This window comes from Spirosoma knui, assembly GCF_054780635.1.
Genome location: NZ_BAAGVY010000003.1, coordinates 358316 through 374798, shown reverse-complemented (window position 1 = coordinate 374798; position 16483 = coordinate 358316). Strand labels below are relative to the sequence as shown.

Below are 16483 nucleotides of genomic sequence, written 5' to 3'. Positions count from 1 at the left end.
AATTATGGTGTTAGTTGTACCGCGCAATGAATTGACACAGGCTGCACCTGTAGCGCCAGGTACGTTCCTAGGAGAAAACGTACTTGAACGTAGACATATCCAGGAATGGCTACGCCATAATCCTCAGATGCTAGGTGAGGAGTTACTAGTATTTGCCATTGAATTTGACCAGTTTGAACAAGTCGCCGACCGCCCTGACGTATTAGCTATTGACCGGACCGGGCACTTAGTTGTTATTGAACTAAAGCGTGATTCTTATGCAGGCTACGCTGATTTGCAAGCTATACGCTACGCAGCATTGCTATCAACAGTTACCGTTTCAGATGTGGTCAACATGTTCGTCCGCTACTGTCATAAATATTTAAATAAGCCTGAACAGACAGCGGAAACAGCCTTGCAACAGTTAAAGGATTTCATCGATGATACAGCGTTTGACAAGCTAACTGGTAATCCGAGAATTATTATCTGTTCTGAAAACTTTTCACCAGCCATAACCACAACTGTTTTGTGGCTTAATAAAGTGGGACTTGACATCTCCTGTGTTCGCTTACAACCTTATTCGGTCCATGATCAATTAATTATTGTATCGACGAAGATTATTCCAACACCGGAAGCATCGCAGTATATGGTACAAGTCCAACGGAAAGAGCGGCTGGAAGAAGCAGCCGAAAAGCAGACTCAAACCAGACGTCGTCGTACAATGGAAATCCTGTTAGAGAATCAGATTCTTAAGGCAGGTGATAAATTATACATGAAGGCAAACCTACCTACTTACGTCCCCTTTACTGATGGAGATAAACGATTCATAGCTACAGTAATTGGCGGTGATTCGCAACAGGTACGTTGGGAGGCAGATCAGTCTATCTATCGAATCTCGGCACTAACCCGCAAGATATTTAATAGTTTCAATCAAGATTTCAACCGTACCCCAAACGGAAACGCGCACTGGACAAACGAAGAAGGAGTAGTGCTATGGCAACTAGCAGAAAACCATTTGGGAAGTATAGACTCTAGTATAATTGATTCATGATTGAAAATGAAGGTACAGCGATTTTATTTTCTATTACCACAAATGCTACCTAGCCTAAAAGTGCGCGTTTTTAATGCTAGGTAGCATTCTCTCAAAGCAGACCGGGCTTAAATCCAGGTTTTACCCGCTTTTTAGTAGCCTGCTCATACGCGTACCCCATCGCGAGTAATGGACCTTCCTGATAGGCACCAGCCATGAGCGAAAAGCCGACGGGTAAGTCGTGAACGTTTCCCATCGGGATAGTCAGGTGGGGGTAACCGGCCATCGCAGCAGGTGGACAGAAGTAGAACCCCGTGTCGTAGTCACCGTTGATCAGGTCGATGCAGCCAGCGAAGCCGATGCTGGTCCCGCCGATGGCATCCAGCTTGTTTTCCGCCATCAACTGATCGATGCGTTTACCCCAGGTTCGCGTTTTGGCCAACGCATCGGTGTATTCTTTGCTGGTCAAATCGCCTTTGGCTTCGCTGCTTTCAAGGGTTTCCTGTTTGAAGAACGGCATGGCTTTGGCCTCGTTTTGGGTATTGAAGGCAATGACGTCGGCCAGGGACTTCACCTTCGCGTTGGCCGTCGATAGGTAGCGGTTCACGCCGTCTTTGAACTCGTATTGCAGCACCGTAAACTCAGCTCCGCCCGTCTCCCCAAGTCCCTTCATGAGTTCGATTTCGACGACCGTAGCGCCCTGCTTCTTCAATACCTCAATCGCTTCTTTGTAGAGGCCAACGACGCCTTCGTGCCCTTTCAGGAACGATTTTTCGATGCCAATACGCTTGCCCCGTAAGGCATCAGCTTTCAGAAATTGGGTGTAATCGGTCGCGCTCTTACCACGACTTTCTAACGTAACGGTATCGGCCGGATCGACGCCCGCCAGCGCACCGAGCAAAATGGCGGCATCGGTTACGGTACGTGTCATTGGTCCGGCGGTGTCCTGTGTCTTCGAGATGGGAATGATGCCGCTACGACTGACCAGCCCTACCGTCGGTTTGAGGCCAACCAAGCCACAGTGCGATGAAGGCGCAATGATGGAGCCGTCGGTTTCGGTACCTACCGCCACGGCGCATAAGTTAGCCGATGCCGCCGAGCCTGACCCTGAACTGGAACCGCTTGGGTTTCGGTCCAGTACATACGGATTGCGGGTTTGTCCACCCCGGCTACTCCAGCCGCTGCTCGACCGGGTTGAGCGGAAGTTGGCCCACTCACTTAGATTTGTTTTGCCTAATATAACGGCTCCGGCCTTTCGCAGTTGAGTAACGATAAATGCATCTTTGGCGGCTTTATGTCCCTCAAGAGCCAACGAACCCGCGGTGGTCATCATCTGGTCGCCGGTGTCGATGTTGTCTTTTATAAGCACAGGAATACCATGCATCGGCCCACGTACCTTACCCGCCTTGCGCTCGTCGTCCATGGCTTTGGCAATTTTAAGCGCGTCGGGGTTAACTTCGATGACTGCGTTCAGGTTGGGTCCTTTTTGGTCAATGGCTTCAATCCGGTCGAGGTAGAGTTGCGTAATCGCTTCGGATGTGTACTCACCCGACTCCATCTTCGTTTGCAGATCGGAGACGGTTAATTCATTAAGGGCGAACGTATCGTCAGAGTGGGTTGAGTTATCGGTTGACTCGGCTGCTTTAGGAGATGAGCAGGCGGCTGCGGCCAGTGAAGTTGCGGATACGGAAACGACTGAACTGTGCTTGATGAAGCTCCGTCTGTTCATAAAGGAGTGAGTGAATGCTAAATGGATTAGGTTAACTGGCCATTAAGTTAAGCATGCATTCACATAAGGTCATTCAAATCACCGACAAAAGAATCATCCTTAAGCTATCCGACGTTGGCGTATCTTATCATTCTCAACAACCGTATGCATATTGTTGATTGAATAGCCTTCTTTCAACATATTCATCAGGATATAAGCTGGTTCGTCTGCAGCTATATTGGTTAATCGAAAGTAGATAACGCCGGGTGGGCGATAGCCGTATTTGAAAATTAAAGTTCCGTAGTCACCGTCAAACGTGAGGATAATTCGCTGTTCAGCAATAGCAAAATTTGTGACGTCAGCATCGGCGACACTCGGCATATCAAACGCAACATGTTTGATGTCATAGCCAAACGTTTGCAGGATACGAAAGGAGGTAATCGGGAAGTTTTCGTCAGCCAGAAACCTCATGAGGCCTGACGTAGGTTATTAGCCGGAAACAGCACCAGATTGTCTTTCATGGTGGCATGAACATAAGCAAACACGGCCTGTAGTGCTTCCTTGGTCAAACGAGGGTAGTTGTCTAGTAAGTCTTGCTCCGTCCAACCATCAGCCAGTCGTTCCAGTAAAAATTCTACGGAGAGTCTTGTTCCTTTAATGGTTGGTTTCCCCGACAATACCTTTTCATTCGCAACTATGTACTCCTGCCAGTTCATACAACTCGTGTTTTTACAAAGGTAGCGAATGCGTTATAAACAGCACCGAACCACTTACGAAGCACGTCAGTTCATTCTGGTCACTGCACAGATGGTCGCTGCTATGTAAGTAAACAGAGTAACAGTAGCTTTACTCCACAAAGTGCCAGCACACACCGGCCAGATCAATCAGGTTTACTTCGCGGCCGTAGGGCTGATTGATGGGTTTGCTTATCCGGATACCGAATTTCTCAGGAAGTTGTTGGTCTGTTACGTCCCGCCAGAATTCGTCGGCATTCGTGATACGTACACTAAGCATGAGGTTCTCAGCAAAGCTCACGTTATCATACTTCTGCAAAATGAATTTGCAGCCGTCACGTTCAAAACCGGCCATGCCATCCGCTTCCCAGTTTAGTTGGAATCTCAGGGCCTGAAACAGTTGCTTCGAGCCTTCGTAGTCGCTACCGGAAGGAATAAACGGCTCAATCGAAAGGAGTTTCATAGGAAAAGGGAATAGGAATAGTCTACTTTTATTACGCCAACGCGCCCTGAAATAACTGTAGGCGTTCGCGGAGGGTGTAGCTGCTAACTTCGGGATTCCAGCCGCCCCGTACGCTGATCGAAAACGCCCGGACTTCCGGCGATAACGTCGCGTATTTATCCAAAGCCTTGTACCAAACGGTGCGGTCGCGGTAGGGAGCCAATAGGGCCCGCGCCTGGCTCAACGCCCGGTGTTGCCGGGGCGACCAGATAGGCCGTTGTTTGTAGGCCGCTCCCTGCCCGTTGAGCAGGTCGGGTAACGAGTGCGGAGGGCACAAGGGCAACAACTCCGCCAGCAGATACAAACCGAGCTCTACATTAAGCAGACGGTTTGTCACCATACCCGGTAGAGCGTAACGGTGACGTAGGCGGGTCGCCAACGGCTCCTGCCAGCGCATTAGGCTGGTCAGGGCCGGGCGGACGGTGGGATGAGCGGAAGTCATTACAGTGTTCATTTGTCTTTGTTGTTTTCTGTCAGCAGTTGGATTGAATCTCGATACGTCGGGCCGTTGTATGCTGTTGTTATGTCAAAGATCTCACCTCATGAACGTAATTTTTTTACGTTGTTCTCGTTGCGTAAAAAATATTTTTTCCTGCTTCTCCTACCGGCTCTTTATTGCGACAAGGCCGGTAGGGTAGGGAAGTAATAAACCCGGAATAGACCGTTGTCATTGATGGCCCAATTCTCTTCCAGGGCCACGACGAATAACCACTTCGATACCTGAGCCTGGTAGGCCTGATACCCCCGGTTACGCAGAAACTGCTTGACAATAAGTGTCGATGTGCTTCCTTCGGCCAGGATTAAGGTGGTAGCGGCCATACGTACCGCCGAAGGGGTGATTTGCTTGAGTGCTGCGTTCATCTCAGACTTTAATTTTAACCATGTACCGGATTGTCGACTGGGCCGGGTTGTAAACAATAAATTCGTTTTTGAGTAGGCTCACACCTCGCTGCGCAAACACGGAATTGTACTCCGCGTCGATTTGTCTCAGCCGGTCGGCATCGAGTTGCGTATGCCAGTTTTCGTGCTGCTTCACTACCAATTGCTTTCCGACGTGCACTTCGTAAATGGCCAGGTAGCCTTCGCGTTGAGTGCCTCTTGCCCAGGATGATCCATGCAACGAGGTGTAGTTTAATGACTTACTAAACTGATCCGCAAAGTAGATGCCATACCCAAACATCTTGCCGGTGATCACGGCATTAGCTGGTCGTAGCACCAGCCCTGTTTTCAAAATCGAAAGCCAGTTTTCGCTTCGGCTGCCATGCCAGAGTAACTGTGTTTTTCGGTTCGTTTGCTGGCTTACATAATCGTCGAAAGCAGCTTGTGTGTTGGCTTGACGGATGCTAAAAGCCGAGTCGAACTTATCGGCGTCGGCTCCCATCATGCGCTTTATCAGGGTCAGTACACGCTCGTCTGTAACGGGCTCCATAGTCAGATTCAGGGATTCCAGCAGCGATGGCGGAGCCTGGTCGGGGGTGTCGCCCGATTGGGTGAGCTCTACCTGCCCGCGCATAACGTCGAGGGTGTCCTGCTCGCTGGCGAGTCGGTCGCGCAAGGGGTGCAGATCGTCGGTCGACTGGGGTGTTTGCAAAACCAGATGCTCGTTGACCTTGCCCATTTTACGCGGTATGGTCTTGAACAGGTCGAGTAGCTTATGGTTGTACGTATCAATATCTACGCCAACGGTTACGAGTGCGGCTAATTCGTCGAGCAGTCGCTGGGCCGTTTCCACCTGTTTGCGAGTTACTTGCTGGGCGGTTACGACGTAGTTCTGGAGGATCGAGCGATTGGCCAGTTCCAGCAATCGGGTCATCAGCTCGCGTACGGCGCCATTGTCGATAGTACTGACATTAGTAGCCGTTGTTGACTTCGCAAAGAGATGGGTCTGGTCTACGTAGCCTTTCGCCACTTTCTCGCGAAACTTTTTATCCCACTGCGCCAGCGGATAAGTTGCCGTACTGTGCGTGCCGCCCACCCGGCCATACTGCACAGTGAACGTACCATTATCATTCTCGCGCATCTCATAAAACTTATTGTTGTTCTCGGCCGTCACCATAATCAGCTTGGCCACCCGCCCCGGCGGAGTCGGTGAGGTGCCATTGGGCTGGGAAACGGGTTTAGAAATAGGTTTGGGTTTAGGAAGGTCAGAGGAGAGCTGAATCTGTTTTAACGCAACCGCGGGATTCACTACGTTGGTAAGCTGCTGTAATAGACCGGTAAACATGGGTACGCTACGCTTAAATACTTGAAAAAGAAGAAAGGGTTAGGCTACAGTTTGCCGCAACGTAATGATTCGATTTCGGAAGAAACCAACCGTTTTTTCGCTAAAGCGGCTGCGGTCGGCGCTGATGTCGTAGGCTTGTAAACGCTCAGGGATGGTCACGTACGCGTCGAGCAGGGCACTCCAGATGTTGCATTGCTGAATGTGACTGAGCATAGCCCGTCCGCGGTTCAGTAAACGGAGTTGCTTCGGAGTCCAGGTCGGACGGTCCAGAAATGAGCTGCCCTTATCGACCAGCAAATTGGGTAAGGCGTCGGGTGGTGCTGTCGGCAGGAGTTGTGAAAGCAGAAACAACCCTAACTCAACGTCCAGGAGTTGCTGAGCCGACAACGTAGCGCGTTTTGTGGGGCGTTGAGCCGATAGGGTTGACCGCTGAGCAGTTGGGTACAGAGGCAGGAACGTGTTCTGTGGTTGGGTTTGAAATAGCGTGTTCATTAGTATCGTTGTTTAAAATTCACAGAACAAAGTTCTACCCGGCAAAACGTAATCTTTTTCCGTTCTTCTTTTATTGCGAAAATATTTTCGTGATGTTTGTCATTCCGACCAGTACGCCGGTCGGAATGACAAACACTGATAGCACTCATTGCCCATTTCCTTATGCCCATTACCCGCTCTGCCTTTCAGCGTTATCGGCTGATCGATGAGATCATCAGTCGCTATCCTCGCCAGTTTTCCAAGCAGAAACTGTTTGAGTTGTGCCAGGATAAATGCGGTATCCGGTCGATTTCGTCGCTGGAGAAAGACATTCAACGGTTGCGCGAGGACCATGACGCACCTATTGCCTATTGTAAGCGACGTAACGGCTATTACTATACCGACCCGCAGTTTCGGCTGCTGAGGCTGATGCTCTCGCCCGACGATATGGAAGCCATGGAGCAGGCCAGTGAGGTCTTAGCCGCAACACAAGGCGCGTCGGTGGCTAATGAGCTGGACAACGCCCTACAGCGTGTGCGGCAAAGTCTGGACATTATTCGCGAAGTAAAGCGCGATGCGGGCGCGGATGCTGGTCCGGTCCGGCGGGTTGTATACGTAGAGGAGAAGATTTTGGGAGGTAATCGGCAATACGTACCGGTGCTGATCCGGGCGGTAAACCAGAATCGGCAGGTTGCGTTTCGGTACAGTAAACACGAGAATCCGACGCCCGATCAGGAACGGCCAAAGCTCCGTATTCTGCACCCGATTCTGTTACGTGAAGTGTGGGATAGCTGGTACGTAATTGGCTACGACGCCCCCAGTGGTCGCGAAAAAACGTTTGCTCTTGATCGGATGAGCGACCTCGAAATACTGGACGACCCCTGCGATGTGCCACCGAATATCCTGACCAACGTAAGTGAGTTGTTCGAGCACATCTACGGCATCACGGACAGCAGTGGGCCGGTTGAAGAGATTATTCTGTCGTTCTCGCCTTTGTTTGGTCGGTATGTGAAAGCGAAACCTATTCACCAAACTCAGGAAGTCATCAGCGATACCGACACCGAATGCCTGATTCGACTACGTTTAGCTCCAAACCGTGATCTGCTGATGCACCTGCGGAGCTACGGAGAGCATCTGAAAGTCTTACAACCGCAAAGTTTAGTCCAGGAGATGGCCGAGTCGTTACGTGCCACGTTAGCAAAGTACAGCGAAGCTTGAATGGGCAAGTGATTTCACTCTGTTTTCTGCGATTTATTCAAACACCATGCACACCTTCACTGCCCTTCTTCAGCGCTTTGGCGAAAAAGGCGAGAAAACCGGCTGGACATATATTGATATTCCGCTGGACATCACCGAATCTCTTAAGCCCGGTCAGAAAACGGCCTTTCGCGTAAAAGGAACGCTGGATAATCACCCAATTGAGCAGGTCGCTTTGGTGCCAATGGGTGAGGGGCGATTTATTCTGGCAGTTAATGCAACCATGCGTCGGGGGATTCGGAAAGAAGAAGGAGCCAGTGTTCAGGTCAGTATCGACGTTGACGATTCGCCCATGCCTTTGTCCACCGATCTGATGGCGTGTCTGGAAGACGACCCCAGGGCACTCAACTTCTTCAACGGACTGACCAAAGGCCACCAGAATTATTTCTCGAACTGGATCGAAAGCGCCAAGACCGTTGAGACCAAAACCAAACGTATTACGCAGGCCGTAACGGGCCTGGCGCTGGGAATGGGATACCCAGAAATGATTCGGTACTTTAAGAGGAAGCAGTTGTAGTATAGTTATTCAAATAGCTGCTTTACGTCGGCGCGCAGAAAGCTTTCCCAGGGAATCCCGCTATTACCTACTAATAGGACCTTTGCGGGGTTAGTTTTTCGTTGGAAAGCGGCCATACCTTGCGCGCCTTGTGAGCGACCACTTTTTATTTCTAGTCCAGCTACCTGACGTCCTCGTCGAATCACAAAATCAACTTCGTCGTTACCGTCTCGCCAGTAAAACAAGTCTACTTCACCTAAACGAGCTGCTCGGCAAAGGTGTGCTCCTACAGCGGTTTCGACCCAGCGTCCCCATTCGGCTGGATTAGTTCGAATCTGTTCGAAAGACACGGAAGCAAATGCAGAGAATAAGGCTGAGTTTTGTACCTGCCATTTGGGAATTGACCCACGTTGACGGGCTTTATCAACCGTATATTTTTCAAGGCCGCTGAGGAGTCCAGCTGAATCCAGTAGCTGTATATAGTGCGTGAGTGTGGTCGTATTGCCTGCGTCCTGTAGTTGGCCAAGCAACTTCGTGTATGAGAGAATCTGTCCCGAGTAGCTACAACCTAATTCGAAGAGTTGTCGTAACAAGGCCGGTTTGTCAACACGCGTCAGCATTAAGATATCTTTTGACAGCGTTGTTTCGACCAGAGAGTTAAGGACATAATCGCGCCAACGGTTTTCATCCTCGATAAGTGGAGCCGCACCGGGGTAGCCACCAAACCAAACGTATTGGTCGGGCGTTAGCCCGAAAGCCGTTTCCATCTCGGTCAACGTCCAGTGTGTGAGTTGAATTACCTCAAATCGACCGGCGAGTGATTCGCTTAACCCTCTCTGTAAAAGTAGCCGCGCCGATCCCAGCAAAATAACCTTCAATGGTCGTTCGGCAAAGGTGTCTTTATCCCATTGCGCTTTAACTACTTCGGCCCAGTTGTCAATTTTCTGTATTTCATCAATGATCAGCAGGCCTTCAAAGACTGTATCAGTACGTAGTGAAAATCGAGCTGTTTCCCACTGCTGTTCTATCCAAACTTGATTTGCGGCTCCTACACCATCGGCTGACACGTAGTGGACAGGTATATTGAGATGATTGATCAACTGTTTAACCAGAGTCGTTTTACCAATTTGACGTGGACCCATGATGACCTGTAGGAAACGCCGGGGTTCGGCCATCCGCTGCCTTAATAAGCGTAGCTCGTTACGTTGAAACATAATTTACTCAGTATATTGAGTAAAGTTACTAAGCATACTGAGTAAATTATAATTATTGTCTTTATTGGGTTGAAATAGGGTGTAAGCGAATAGGGTTCATTCTGTATTACAACTGCCCAACTGGTAGATGAACAGATTGCCCCCAATTCTGTAGTTCGGCTATCGACCACAAACTTGGGAAAAATACCCGCTGCTGCTGAATAGGCGGTAAGTATGACTGCCAATTGGTGCCCCCCGTCGCTTTGATGTCTTCGGGCTCTTCGTGTAGGTACCGGACCGCCGAGCGGAGGTGAGCTAGTTTCCAGCGAACGTTCACCCGCCAATCGTACTCCCGTAGGGCGGCAATCAACTCGTCAGTAGCCGAACCCGCCTGATCTAACTGCTTGTACCGCTGGTATAGGTTTTTGGGCTGGTAGGCTTCGGCTAATCGAACCAATTGGTCGCCGTAGTGCTGGTCGAATTGTCGGAGGGTTAACGTTTTCTGCTGGGTAGCTAACTCGGTTGCGCCCCGTTTCCAGTAGATGGAATCATACAGCTCAGCGAGGGGCTTGTGGTCGGCCGATGTCTCTGGCGCAAGGACTAAATTGATAAAGTCCGTGGAGACGATCTCGATCTGCCGAAACTGCACGGACTGAAAGCCGCTGGAGGGTAAAAGAGCCATTCGAAACTTCAGGAATTGCTCCCGCTCCATACCCGTAACCATGATGCTGAACGACTGCTCCAGTAAATCGAAATAGCGGTTGACGCGGCCCATCCGCTCCGCGAAGAACGTTGCTGTTAGTGGCTGGGTATCGGCAATCTGGCCAATCTCATGCAGGATCAGCTTGAAATACAATTCGGTGATCTGATGATACGTAATAAAGATCAGTTCATCGGGATAGGCCGTTTTGGGTGTCTGTAACGACAGCAGCGTTTCGAGGTGAACGTAATCCCAATACGTGAGGTAATCCGCTTGCAGCAACCCTTCAAGGTAAGAGGCCATATCCTGGCCCATGGCTGCAAATTTCTGCTCCAGTTGGTTGAGTTTATCAGCTATGGATTCGTGCATCGTGTGTTGACTGAAGTGTAAAGTTGACTACAATTTCTTTTCGTTCTTTGTACCCAAATGTCCAGACAATGACTTTAGAAAACAAAACGGTTATCATTTCCGGTGCCTCGCGTGGGATCGGTCGGGCAACGGCGCTACTCCTGGCCCAGCATGGTGCGAACGTGGTCGTTACGGCTCGGAATGTGATTGAGCTCAAGCAGGTTGAAGCGGATGGTCAGGGTAAGGTTATTGCTATACCGGGCGACGTGACGAGCGAAGCCGATATGCAACGCATTGTGCAGACAGCTCTGGATCGTTTCGGCCGCATTGACGTTGTGATCAACAACGCGGGTTACGGCATCTTCAAGAACGTGAATGAGATTTCCGTCGATGAATGGGATAATCTCATGGCGACGAACGTAAAGGGGACATTCTTACTCACCAAAGCGGCCTTGCCTGCGCTGAAAGCACAAGGTTCGGGGCATATCGTAGTCGTGGCGTCGGACGTAGCGAAACGGACATTTGCGGGTGGCTCGCTTTACACGGCCAGTAAATACGCACAGGAAGCGTTTATGGGCGCGTTACGTAAGGAAGTTCGACCGTTTGGTATCAAAGTAACGGGCGTATATTCAGGCTTGGTCGACTCGCATTTCCACGAAAAAGGGCATGGCCACGAGACGTCAAAAAACTGGCTTAAAAATGAGGACATGGCCGAGTCGATGCTGTTCATCGTTAGCCGCCCCGCCCACGTCGTCATCGACGAGTTCATGGTTCACCCGCTGGAACAGGAGTATTAAAGTGATATGAATGTCTGCTAATCGACGAATGACTTTATACCTATCATTCGTCGGTTAGCAGACTTATGTCTCTACTGGCTCCACTCGGTTGGCGTCCGGTCCCAGCGGTGGCCCTTTAGCTCCTGTAGCAATTCAGAAGGCAGACCTTTTCCGTCGGAGGCAGCGGTGTTGGCTTCGACGTTACGTAGTTGCCGCATACCAGGAATGGTCGTATGTACGTCAGGGTTACTCAGGATGAACCGCAGCGCCATTTCGGGCATGGTCATGCCTTCCGGAATAAGCGGTTTGAGCGCGTCGGCATGATCGACACTGCTGTTCAGGTTCTCGGGAACGAAATACGTAGAGCGCCAGTCATCGGCCGGAAAGGTCGTTTCCTTGGTGAACGTACCGGTAAGGGTGCCTTCGTCGAAGGGGACGCGGGCAATAACACCCAAATTCAGTTCGCGGCAGAGGGGAAACAGATTGTCTTCCGGATTCTGGTCGAAGATGTTGTAAATAACCTGCACCGCGTCGATCAGACCGGTACGTAACGTGTTGAGACTGTTGTCCGGCTCCCAGCGGTTGACTGAAATACCCCAGGCCTGCACTTTGCCCTGCTCGGTGAGTTTTCTAATGGCTTCTTTCCAGTCGTCCCGGTCAGCCCAACCGTCTTCCCAGACGTGGAACTGCATCAGGTCGATGGTATCGACGGCCAGGTTTTTCAGGCTTTTTTCGGTGTATTCGACAATGTAATCCGCCGGAAACACATCGTCCAGCTGAAACTCGGGTTTCGAGGGCCACTGGCGGTTCTTGGGTGGAATCTTGGTGGCTGCGTACAGCTTTTTACCAGCGTTACGTTTCAGGAGTTCGCCCAGAATCTGCTCACTCAGCCCTTCGCCGTAGCCCCAGGCCGTGTCAAAGAAATTACAGCCGCGCTCAACGGCCAGGTCGAGGGCTTTCTCAATCGTATCCCGTTCCGAGCCAGTCCAGCCTGCCAGACCCCACATGCCGTAGCCAATTTCGGAAACTTCCCAGCCGGTGCGGCCAAACGTACGGTATTCCATTCGATAGTAATAAAGGTTTATGATTTTCGTGTTGCCGTTGTTTGTAACAACTGTACACTTGAAACCACAAACATAAAACTTAGTTTTTTATGCTCGTTCGCATTGTTCGTATGACCTTTCAGGAAGATAAACTTTCCGATTTCCACAGCATTTTCGACCGTTCCAAGCACCACATCCGGGCGTTTCCCGGTAACCATCACCTCGAACTGCTGCGCGATCCGGATCATCCGAACGTCCGAATGACGCACAGTTTGTGGGAGTCAGCCGAGGCCCTGGAAGCGTATCGGCAAAGCGAGCTATTTCGCACCACCTGGGCGGCTACTAAAGTATTGTTTGCCGAGAAAGCCATTGCGTTTTCGGGCAATACGCTTGAGGTAGTGGATCAATCGAGTTAATAGGTAAAAATACGGTTCGCCCGGCTTTCTGAGTTATACGTTTGTCGTCCCTTAGCACTCATGAAACGCTGGCTCTTATATGGGTTGTTGATTAGCTGCTTTGTCGGGCGGTGCGCTGTCGATGCGCTCGGGCAAACAACGACTACCAAACTCACGGGGCACGTAACGGATGCTGCGACAGGAAAGCCCCTGCCTTTCGCCAATGTCTACCTGAACAACACCACCCAGGGAGCCGCTACCGACGAACAAGGGAAATTTGTGCTTCCAGCTGTGCAGCTGGGTACGGTTGACGTAGTGGCTTCTTTTTTGGGCTATGAAACCGAACGACGTACCGTACGCATCGACGACACGCAGCCTAAACCCCTGAACTTTGCGCTCAAACCGAACAACCAGGTGCTGGCCGACGTAACGGTGAAGGCCCGCAAAAAAGATAAGGTCTGGGAACGGCAGTTGCGGGAGTTTAAACGACACCTGCTCGGGGATCTCTACGGCAATCAATGCCTCATTGCCAACAGTTACGTACTGGAGTTTACGGAAACTGATGGTCGGCTGACGGCGACAGCTAGCGAACCGCTGACCATCGAAAACCAGGCGATGGGCTATCGGCTCTTTTACGATCTACAGCATTTCGATGTCTACCGGCAGCATGTGCATTACGGTGGTTCGGCGCGGTTCGAAGAACTACCCGCGGCTGACGAACGCCAGGCTAACCGGTTTCGCCGGAACCGGATAAAGGCCTACCAGGGATCACTACGTCATCTGATGGCCAGTTTAGTCTCGGGGACGTATCAGCAGGAAGGATTTTTGGTCTATCAGGAAGATCTCCGTGTTCCCATTACGACGCCCGGAACGCCCGCTACGTTGCAGGCTTCCATCGGTCGGCGGCTGCTGCCTTTAAAACTCCCAGAACTGATTCTGCCGGGGAAACTCGCTTTTGAGCGCCGGTTGGTGTCGGATAAGCAACTGGCTATTTTTTACACCGGTGCTACGTCCTCCTACTCGCCTTATCGCGATGCCCGTTTCGCTTATTCGCAGTTGATGCTGCCCTATAAGCAGATGCAGTTCACGACCGACGGCTGGATTACCCTGCCCAGCGGTATGGAAATTCAGGGCTCGCTGGCCGAACAGGGCCTCGCGACCTTGCTGCCTGCCGATTGGAAACCAGCCGGCAGCGATAACCAACCCAACGCGTCGGCTCCAATTTTGGCCAAAGGGCAACTGCTGCCGCCCGATGCGCGTATGGGCCGGATAACGGAGGAGTTTACAAAGCGGTTTCGGAACTTGGCACCGGGCGTGTTTGTCCAGACTGATAAGCCGTTCTACGCCACGGGCGACCGGTTATGGTTAAGTGCGTATGTGTTTGATGCCCCCACGCGTCGGCTGCCCATTGGCGAAACGGCCTTGCAGGTTGATTTGCTGGCTCCTTCGGGGCAGTTGGTGCAACACCAGTGGATATACGTAAAAGACGGCAGAGCAGTAGGCGATTTCCGCCTGTCCGACTCGTTAGCATCGGGTACGTATCGGCTACGAGCTTATACCGATGAAGACGATGGATTAAATCGCCCGGCATTTGAACGGTCCGTTGCCGTGTACAACCTGATGCAGGGGACGGGTTTAGGAAAGCTGACTAAAACCGAAGCGACTCTGGATGTGCAGCTGCTGCCCGAAGGTGGCCGTTGGGTTGCGGGGTTACCTGCCCGGTTAGGTATCAAAGTGACCGCTCCGGATGGGCGCGGCCGGGCCATCGCAGGCCGGATTGTCGACAGTACCGGTACCGAACTGGTTCGGTTTGCCTGTAATCGGTTTGGCATGGGCAGCGTATCGATGACGCCTAAACTCGGGCATAAATATTATGCCGAAGCCGACCAGAACGGCCAGAAACAGTTTGTACTGCTGCCCACCTGCGAAGCGCAGGGGCTAATCGTTTCAGCCGATGCCGTCAGTGATACGAACCTGCTTATTATCCGGATCGCGGCCACCAGTAGCTTTAGCGCCGACCCGGTATACGTACTGCTGGAGCAGCGGGGCCAGCTTGTAGGTCAACAGAAAGTGCAGTTGCAGGACGGTAGCGCTCAATTGATAATTCCCAAAGCTACGCTGCCAGCGGGCCTGATCCAGATTACCCTTTACGATGGCATCGCTCGGCCGCAGGCGGAGCGGCTGGTGTTCATTCCGGATCGGCTGCCACCGGTACGGGTGGTGCTGACGCCTAACAAAGCCCGGTACAAACCCCGCGAGTCAGTAGTGCTGAACATGAACCTGAACGATGACGGACAACCAGCGGTGGCCACCCTGTCGGCATCCATAACCGACGCGGCCCAAATACCCGACGATACAGCAGCCGCTACCGTGCAAACGCATTTGTTGCTGACCGACGAACTGCGGGGCCGGGTGGAAGAACCTAATTTTTACCTCAAAGACAATGCACCCACGACCCGTCGGGCGTTAGACGATTTATTACTGACGCAGGGCTGGCGACGGGTTCACGGCAAGCCCGACGATGAACTGGGTGGGGGCGTGTCGGTTTCCGGACGTATTATAAACCCCAAAAATGAGCCGATGCCGGGCACACAGCTTATTTTGGCGTCAACGGCGTCGGGGCGGTCGTTTGTGCGCTCGGCGGGCGCTGATGAGCGGGGCCGTTTTCGATTGGCGGGTTTACCCATCGCCGACACAACGCAGTTATTGGCGCAGCTCACCAATCGGCAGTTTAAAGACATACCCGTTACCGATGCGCGGATTGAACTCGATAGGGTAGGAACAAGGTGGAAAACTGACGAAGAACGTATCGCGCCGGACTGGCTAGCCCTGAAGGCTCAACTCGAAGCCGCCCGGGTCCGGCAGGAGTCGAACCCAACGTTATATCGCGACAAAACCGTCAAAGTATTAAAAGAAGTAACCGTCAAAGCCCGTAAACGTGACCCGGCAGCCGAAGACATCCGACGCATGAGCTTACATAGTGGAGCCGATGCAACGATAACATTTGAGGAGAACGGGCCGCGGTACGCAAACCTCTATGAAATGCTGAGAGGAAAAGTGCCGGGTGTAAGTGTATCTCAGCTGTCATCGGTATCAGCGGGTAGTGGCTACAGCGTCATTATCCGGGGGATTGGTACGTTTGTGAGTAGTACCGAACCTCTTTACCTGATGGATGGTATGCCCGTTACGGGTGAGGAAGGTACATCGCTGCTGAGTTTTAACCCCGGCGATATTGAGCGTATAGAAGTCCTCAAAAACGGAGGGTCAACCGGTATCTATGGCGTTCGGGGCGGGAATGGTGTGATCGCCTTTTACACCAAACGGTTTCGTCCGGATAAAGACAGCAAAACGAAATCCGGCATGATACCCTTACAGGTTATCGGGTTCCCGTCGGTAGTTCGGGAGTTTTACGTGCCGCGCTACGAAGGCGAAATTGACGAAACATCGGCCGTTGACCGGCGGGATGTGTTATACTGGAAACCCATTCTGCAAACCGATACGAGTGGACATACCCGGCTGATTTTTCCGCTTTCGGATGTGGTGCGGACCCTGCGGGTAACTGTGCAGGGTATCACCCGAGATGGGCGTCCAGTGGTCAAAAGCGGATTTATCGAGGTACAGTAGAAA

17 protein-coding genes are annotated in these 16483 nt (G+C 51.6%); 6 read left to right on the top strand and 11 right to left on the bottom strand.

Annotated features, from left to right (window positions below):
• Nucleotides 1-4 precede the first annotated feature (4 nt).
• Nucleotides 5-1030 (top strand): hypothetical protein, encoded by a 1026-nt coding sequence (locus ACYVIY_RS10210; RefSeq protein ID WP_460976226.1) that lies wholly within the window; start codon nucleotides 5-7, stop codon nucleotides 1028-1030.
• 91 nt (nucleotides 1031-1121) lie between these two features.
• On the opposite strand, the gene ACYVIY_RS10205 is transcribed toward ACYVIY_RS10210, so the two are convergent.
• From ACYVIY_RS10205 to ACYVIY_RS10170, 8 genes are all read right to left on the bottom strand, one after another.
• Nucleotides 1122-2738, bottom strand: coding sequence for an amidase (locus tag ACYVIY_RS10205; RefSeq protein WP_460976225.1), 1617 nt, complete (start codon nucleotides 2736-2738; stop codon nucleotides 1122-1124).
• Nucleotides 2739-2837: 99 nt separating this feature from the next.
• Complete coding sequence (locus ACYVIY_RS10200; RefSeq protein WP_460976224.1) at nucleotides 2838-3188, bottom strand: DUF5615 family PIN-like protein; 351 nt, start codon at nucleotides 3186-3188, stop codon at nucleotides 2838-2840.
• Nucleotides 3185-3433 carry a DUF433 domain-containing protein gene (locus tag ACYVIY_RS10195; RefSeq protein ID WP_460976223.1) on the bottom strand — a complete coding sequence of 83 codons (249 nt, stop codon included), beginning with the start codon at nucleotides 3431-3433 and terminating at the stop codon, nucleotides 3185-3187. Before ACYVIY_RS10195 ends, ACYVIY_RS10200 begins: the two co-directional genes overlap by 4 nt.
• 130 nt (nucleotides 3434-3563) lie before the next feature.
• Nucleotides 3564-3914 carry a VOC family protein gene (locus ACYVIY_RS10190; RefSeq protein ID WP_460976222.1) on the bottom strand — a complete coding sequence of 117 codons (351 nt, stop codon included), beginning with the start codon at nucleotides 3912-3914 and terminating at the stop codon, nucleotides 3564-3566.
• Between the two features lie 31 nt (nucleotides 3915-3945).
• Nucleotides 3946-4407: a pPIWI_RE_Z domain-containing protein gene (locus ACYVIY_RS10185; RefSeq protein ID WP_460976221.1), complete on the bottom strand. Its 462-nt coding sequence runs from the start codon at nucleotides 4405-4407 to the stop codon at nucleotides 3946-3948.
• Between the two features lie 158 nt (nucleotides 4408-4565).
• Nucleotides 4566-4814: a hypothetical protein gene (locus ACYVIY_RS10180; protein WP_460976220.1), complete on the bottom strand. Its 249-nt coding sequence runs from the start codon at nucleotides 4812-4814 to the stop codon at nucleotides 4566-4568.
• 1 nt (nucleotide 4815) lies between these two features.
• A complete protein-coding gene (locus tag ACYVIY_RS10175) occupies nucleotides 4816-6177 on the bottom strand; it encodes a WGR domain-containing protein (RefSeq protein ID WP_460976219.1) in 1362 nt (453 codons plus the stop codon).
• Nucleotides 6178-6216: 39 nt separating this feature from the next.
• Complete coding sequence (locus ACYVIY_RS10170; RefSeq protein ID WP_460976218.1) at nucleotides 6217-6669, bottom strand: pPIWI_RE_Z domain-containing protein; 453 nt, start codon at nucleotides 6667-6669, stop codon at nucleotides 6217-6219.
• Between the two features lie 162 nt (nucleotides 6670-6831).
• On the opposite strand from ACYVIY_RS10170, the gene ACYVIY_RS10165 reads away from it, so the two are divergent.
• Both ACYVIY_RS10165 and ACYVIY_RS10160 read left to right on the top strand, forming a co-directional pair.
• Entirely contained in the window at nucleotides 6832-7866 is a 1035-nt protein-coding gene (locus ACYVIY_RS10165) for a helix-turn-helix transcriptional regulator (protein ID WP_460976217.1), read from the top strand.
• 46 nt (nucleotides 7867-7912) lie between these two features.
• Nucleotides 7913-8422, top strand: a complete 510-nt coding sequence (locus tag ACYVIY_RS10160; protein ID WP_460976216.1) for a YdeI/OmpD-associated family protein — start codon at nucleotides 7913-7915, stop codon at nucleotides 8420-8422.
• Between the two features lie 5 nt (nucleotides 8423-8427).
• On the opposite strand, the gene ACYVIY_RS10155 is transcribed toward ACYVIY_RS10160, so the two are convergent.
• Both ACYVIY_RS10155 and ACYVIY_RS10150 read right to left on the bottom strand, forming a co-directional pair.
• Nucleotides 8428-9615 (bottom strand): ATP-binding protein, encoded by a 1188-nt coding sequence (locus ACYVIY_RS10155; protein ID WP_460976215.1) that lies wholly within the window; start codon nucleotides 9613-9615, stop codon nucleotides 8428-8430.
• A gap of 106 nt (nucleotides 9616-9721) precedes the next feature.
• Complete coding sequence (locus ACYVIY_RS10150; RefSeq protein WP_460976214.1) at nucleotides 9722-10663, bottom strand: tryptophan 2,3-dioxygenase family protein; 942 nt, start codon at nucleotides 10661-10663, stop codon at nucleotides 9722-9724.
• A 68-nt stretch (nucleotides 10664-10731) separates the two neighbouring features.
• On the opposite strand from ACYVIY_RS10150, the gene ACYVIY_RS10145 reads away from it, so the two are divergent.
• The gene (locus ACYVIY_RS10145; protein WP_460976213.1) at nucleotides 10732-11439 is read left to right on the top strand and encodes an SDR family oxidoreductase; all 708 of its coding nucleotides are present in this window, start codon (nucleotides 10732-10734) and stop codon (nucleotides 11437-11439) included.
• A gap of 71 nt (nucleotides 11440-11510) precedes the next feature.
• Here ACYVIY_RS10145 and ACYVIY_RS10140 read toward each other — a convergent pair whose 3' ends face one another.
• Entirely contained in the window at nucleotides 11511-12482 is a 972-nt protein-coding gene (locus ACYVIY_RS10140; RefSeq protein WP_460976212.1) for an aldo/keto reductase, read from the bottom strand.
• A gap of 89 nt (nucleotides 12483-12571) precedes the next feature.
• Between ACYVIY_RS10140 and ACYVIY_RS10135 the strand changes: the two genes are divergently transcribed.
• Together ACYVIY_RS10135 and ACYVIY_RS10130 are read left to right on the top strand one after the other, a co-directional pair.
• Nucleotides 12572-12877 (top strand): putative quinol monooxygenase, encoded by a 306-nt coding sequence (locus ACYVIY_RS10135; RefSeq protein WP_460976211.1) that lies wholly within the window; start codon nucleotides 12572-12574, stop codon nucleotides 12875-12877.
• Between the two features lie 60 nt (nucleotides 12878-12937).
• Nucleotides 12938-16480 carry a carboxypeptidase regulatory-like domain-containing protein gene (locus ACYVIY_RS10130; RefSeq protein WP_460976210.1) on the top strand — a complete coding sequence of 1181 codons (3543 nt, stop codon included), beginning with the start codon at nucleotides 12938-12940 and terminating at the stop codon, nucleotides 16478-16480.
• The last annotated feature ends 3 nt before the right edge of the window (nucleotides 16481-16483 follow it).

Coding starts and splice junctions, on each gene's coding strand:
- ACYVIY_RS10210 (WP_460976226.1), top strand. CDS start 5: ATGGTGTTAGTTGTACCGCGCAATGAATTGACACAGGCTGCACCTGTA.
- ACYVIY_RS10205 (WP_460976225.1), bottom strand. CDS start 2,738: ATGAACAGACGGAGCTTCATCAAGCACAGTTCAGTCGTTTCCGTATCC.
- ACYVIY_RS10200 (WP_460976224.1), bottom strand. CDS start 3,188: ATGAGGTTTCTGGCTGACGAAAACTTCCCGATTACCTCCTTTCGTATC.
- ACYVIY_RS10195 (WP_460976223.1), bottom strand. CDS start 3,433: ATGAACTGGCAGGAGTACATAGTTGCGAATGAAAAGGTATTGTCGGGG.
- ACYVIY_RS10190 (WP_460976222.1), bottom strand. CDS start 3,914: ATGAAACTCCTTTCGATTGAGCCGTTTATTCCTTCCGGTAGCGACTAC.
- ACYVIY_RS10185 (WP_460976221.1), bottom strand. CDS start 4,407: ATGAACACTGTAATGACTTCCGCTCATCCCACCGTCCGCCCGGCCCTG.
- ACYVIY_RS10180 (WP_460976220.1), bottom strand. CDS start 4,814: ATGAACGCAGCACTCAAGCAAATCACCCCTTCGGCGGTACGTATGGCC.
- ACYVIY_RS10175 (WP_460976219.1), bottom strand. CDS start 6,177: ATGTTTACCGGTCTATTACAGCAGCTTACCAACGTAGTGAATCCCGCG.
- ACYVIY_RS10170 (WP_460976218.1), bottom strand. CDS start 6,669: ATGAACACGCTATTTCAAACCCAACCACAGAACACGTTCCTGCCTCTG.
- ACYVIY_RS10165 (WP_460976217.1), top strand. CDS start 6,832: ATGCCCATTACCCGCTCTGCCTTTCAGCGTTATCGGCTGATCGATGAG.
- ACYVIY_RS10160 (WP_460976216.1), top strand. CDS start 7,913: ATGCACACCTTCACTGCCCTTCTTCAGCGCTTTGGCGAAAAAGGCGAG.
- ACYVIY_RS10155 (WP_460976215.1), bottom strand. CDS start 9,615: ATGTTTCAACGTAACGAGCTACGCTTATTAAGGCAGCGGATGGCCGAA.
- ACYVIY_RS10150 (WP_460976214.1), bottom strand. CDS start 10,663: ATGCACGAATCCATAGCTGATAAACTCAACCAACTGGAGCAGAAATTT.
- ACYVIY_RS10145 (WP_460976213.1), top strand. CDS start 10,732: ATGACTTTAGAAAACAAAACGGTTATCATTTCCGGTGCCTCGCGTGGG.
- ACYVIY_RS10140 (WP_460976212.1), bottom strand. CDS start 12,482: ATGGAATACCGTACGTTTGGCCGCACCGGCTGGGAAGTTTCCGAAATT.
- ACYVIY_RS10135 (WP_460976211.1), top strand. CDS start 12,572: ATGCTCGTTCGCATTGTTCGTATGACCTTTCAGGAAGATAAACTTTCC.
- ACYVIY_RS10130 (WP_460976210.1), top strand. CDS start 12,938: ATGAAACGCTGGCTCTTATATGGGTTGTTGATTAGCTGCTTTGTCGGG.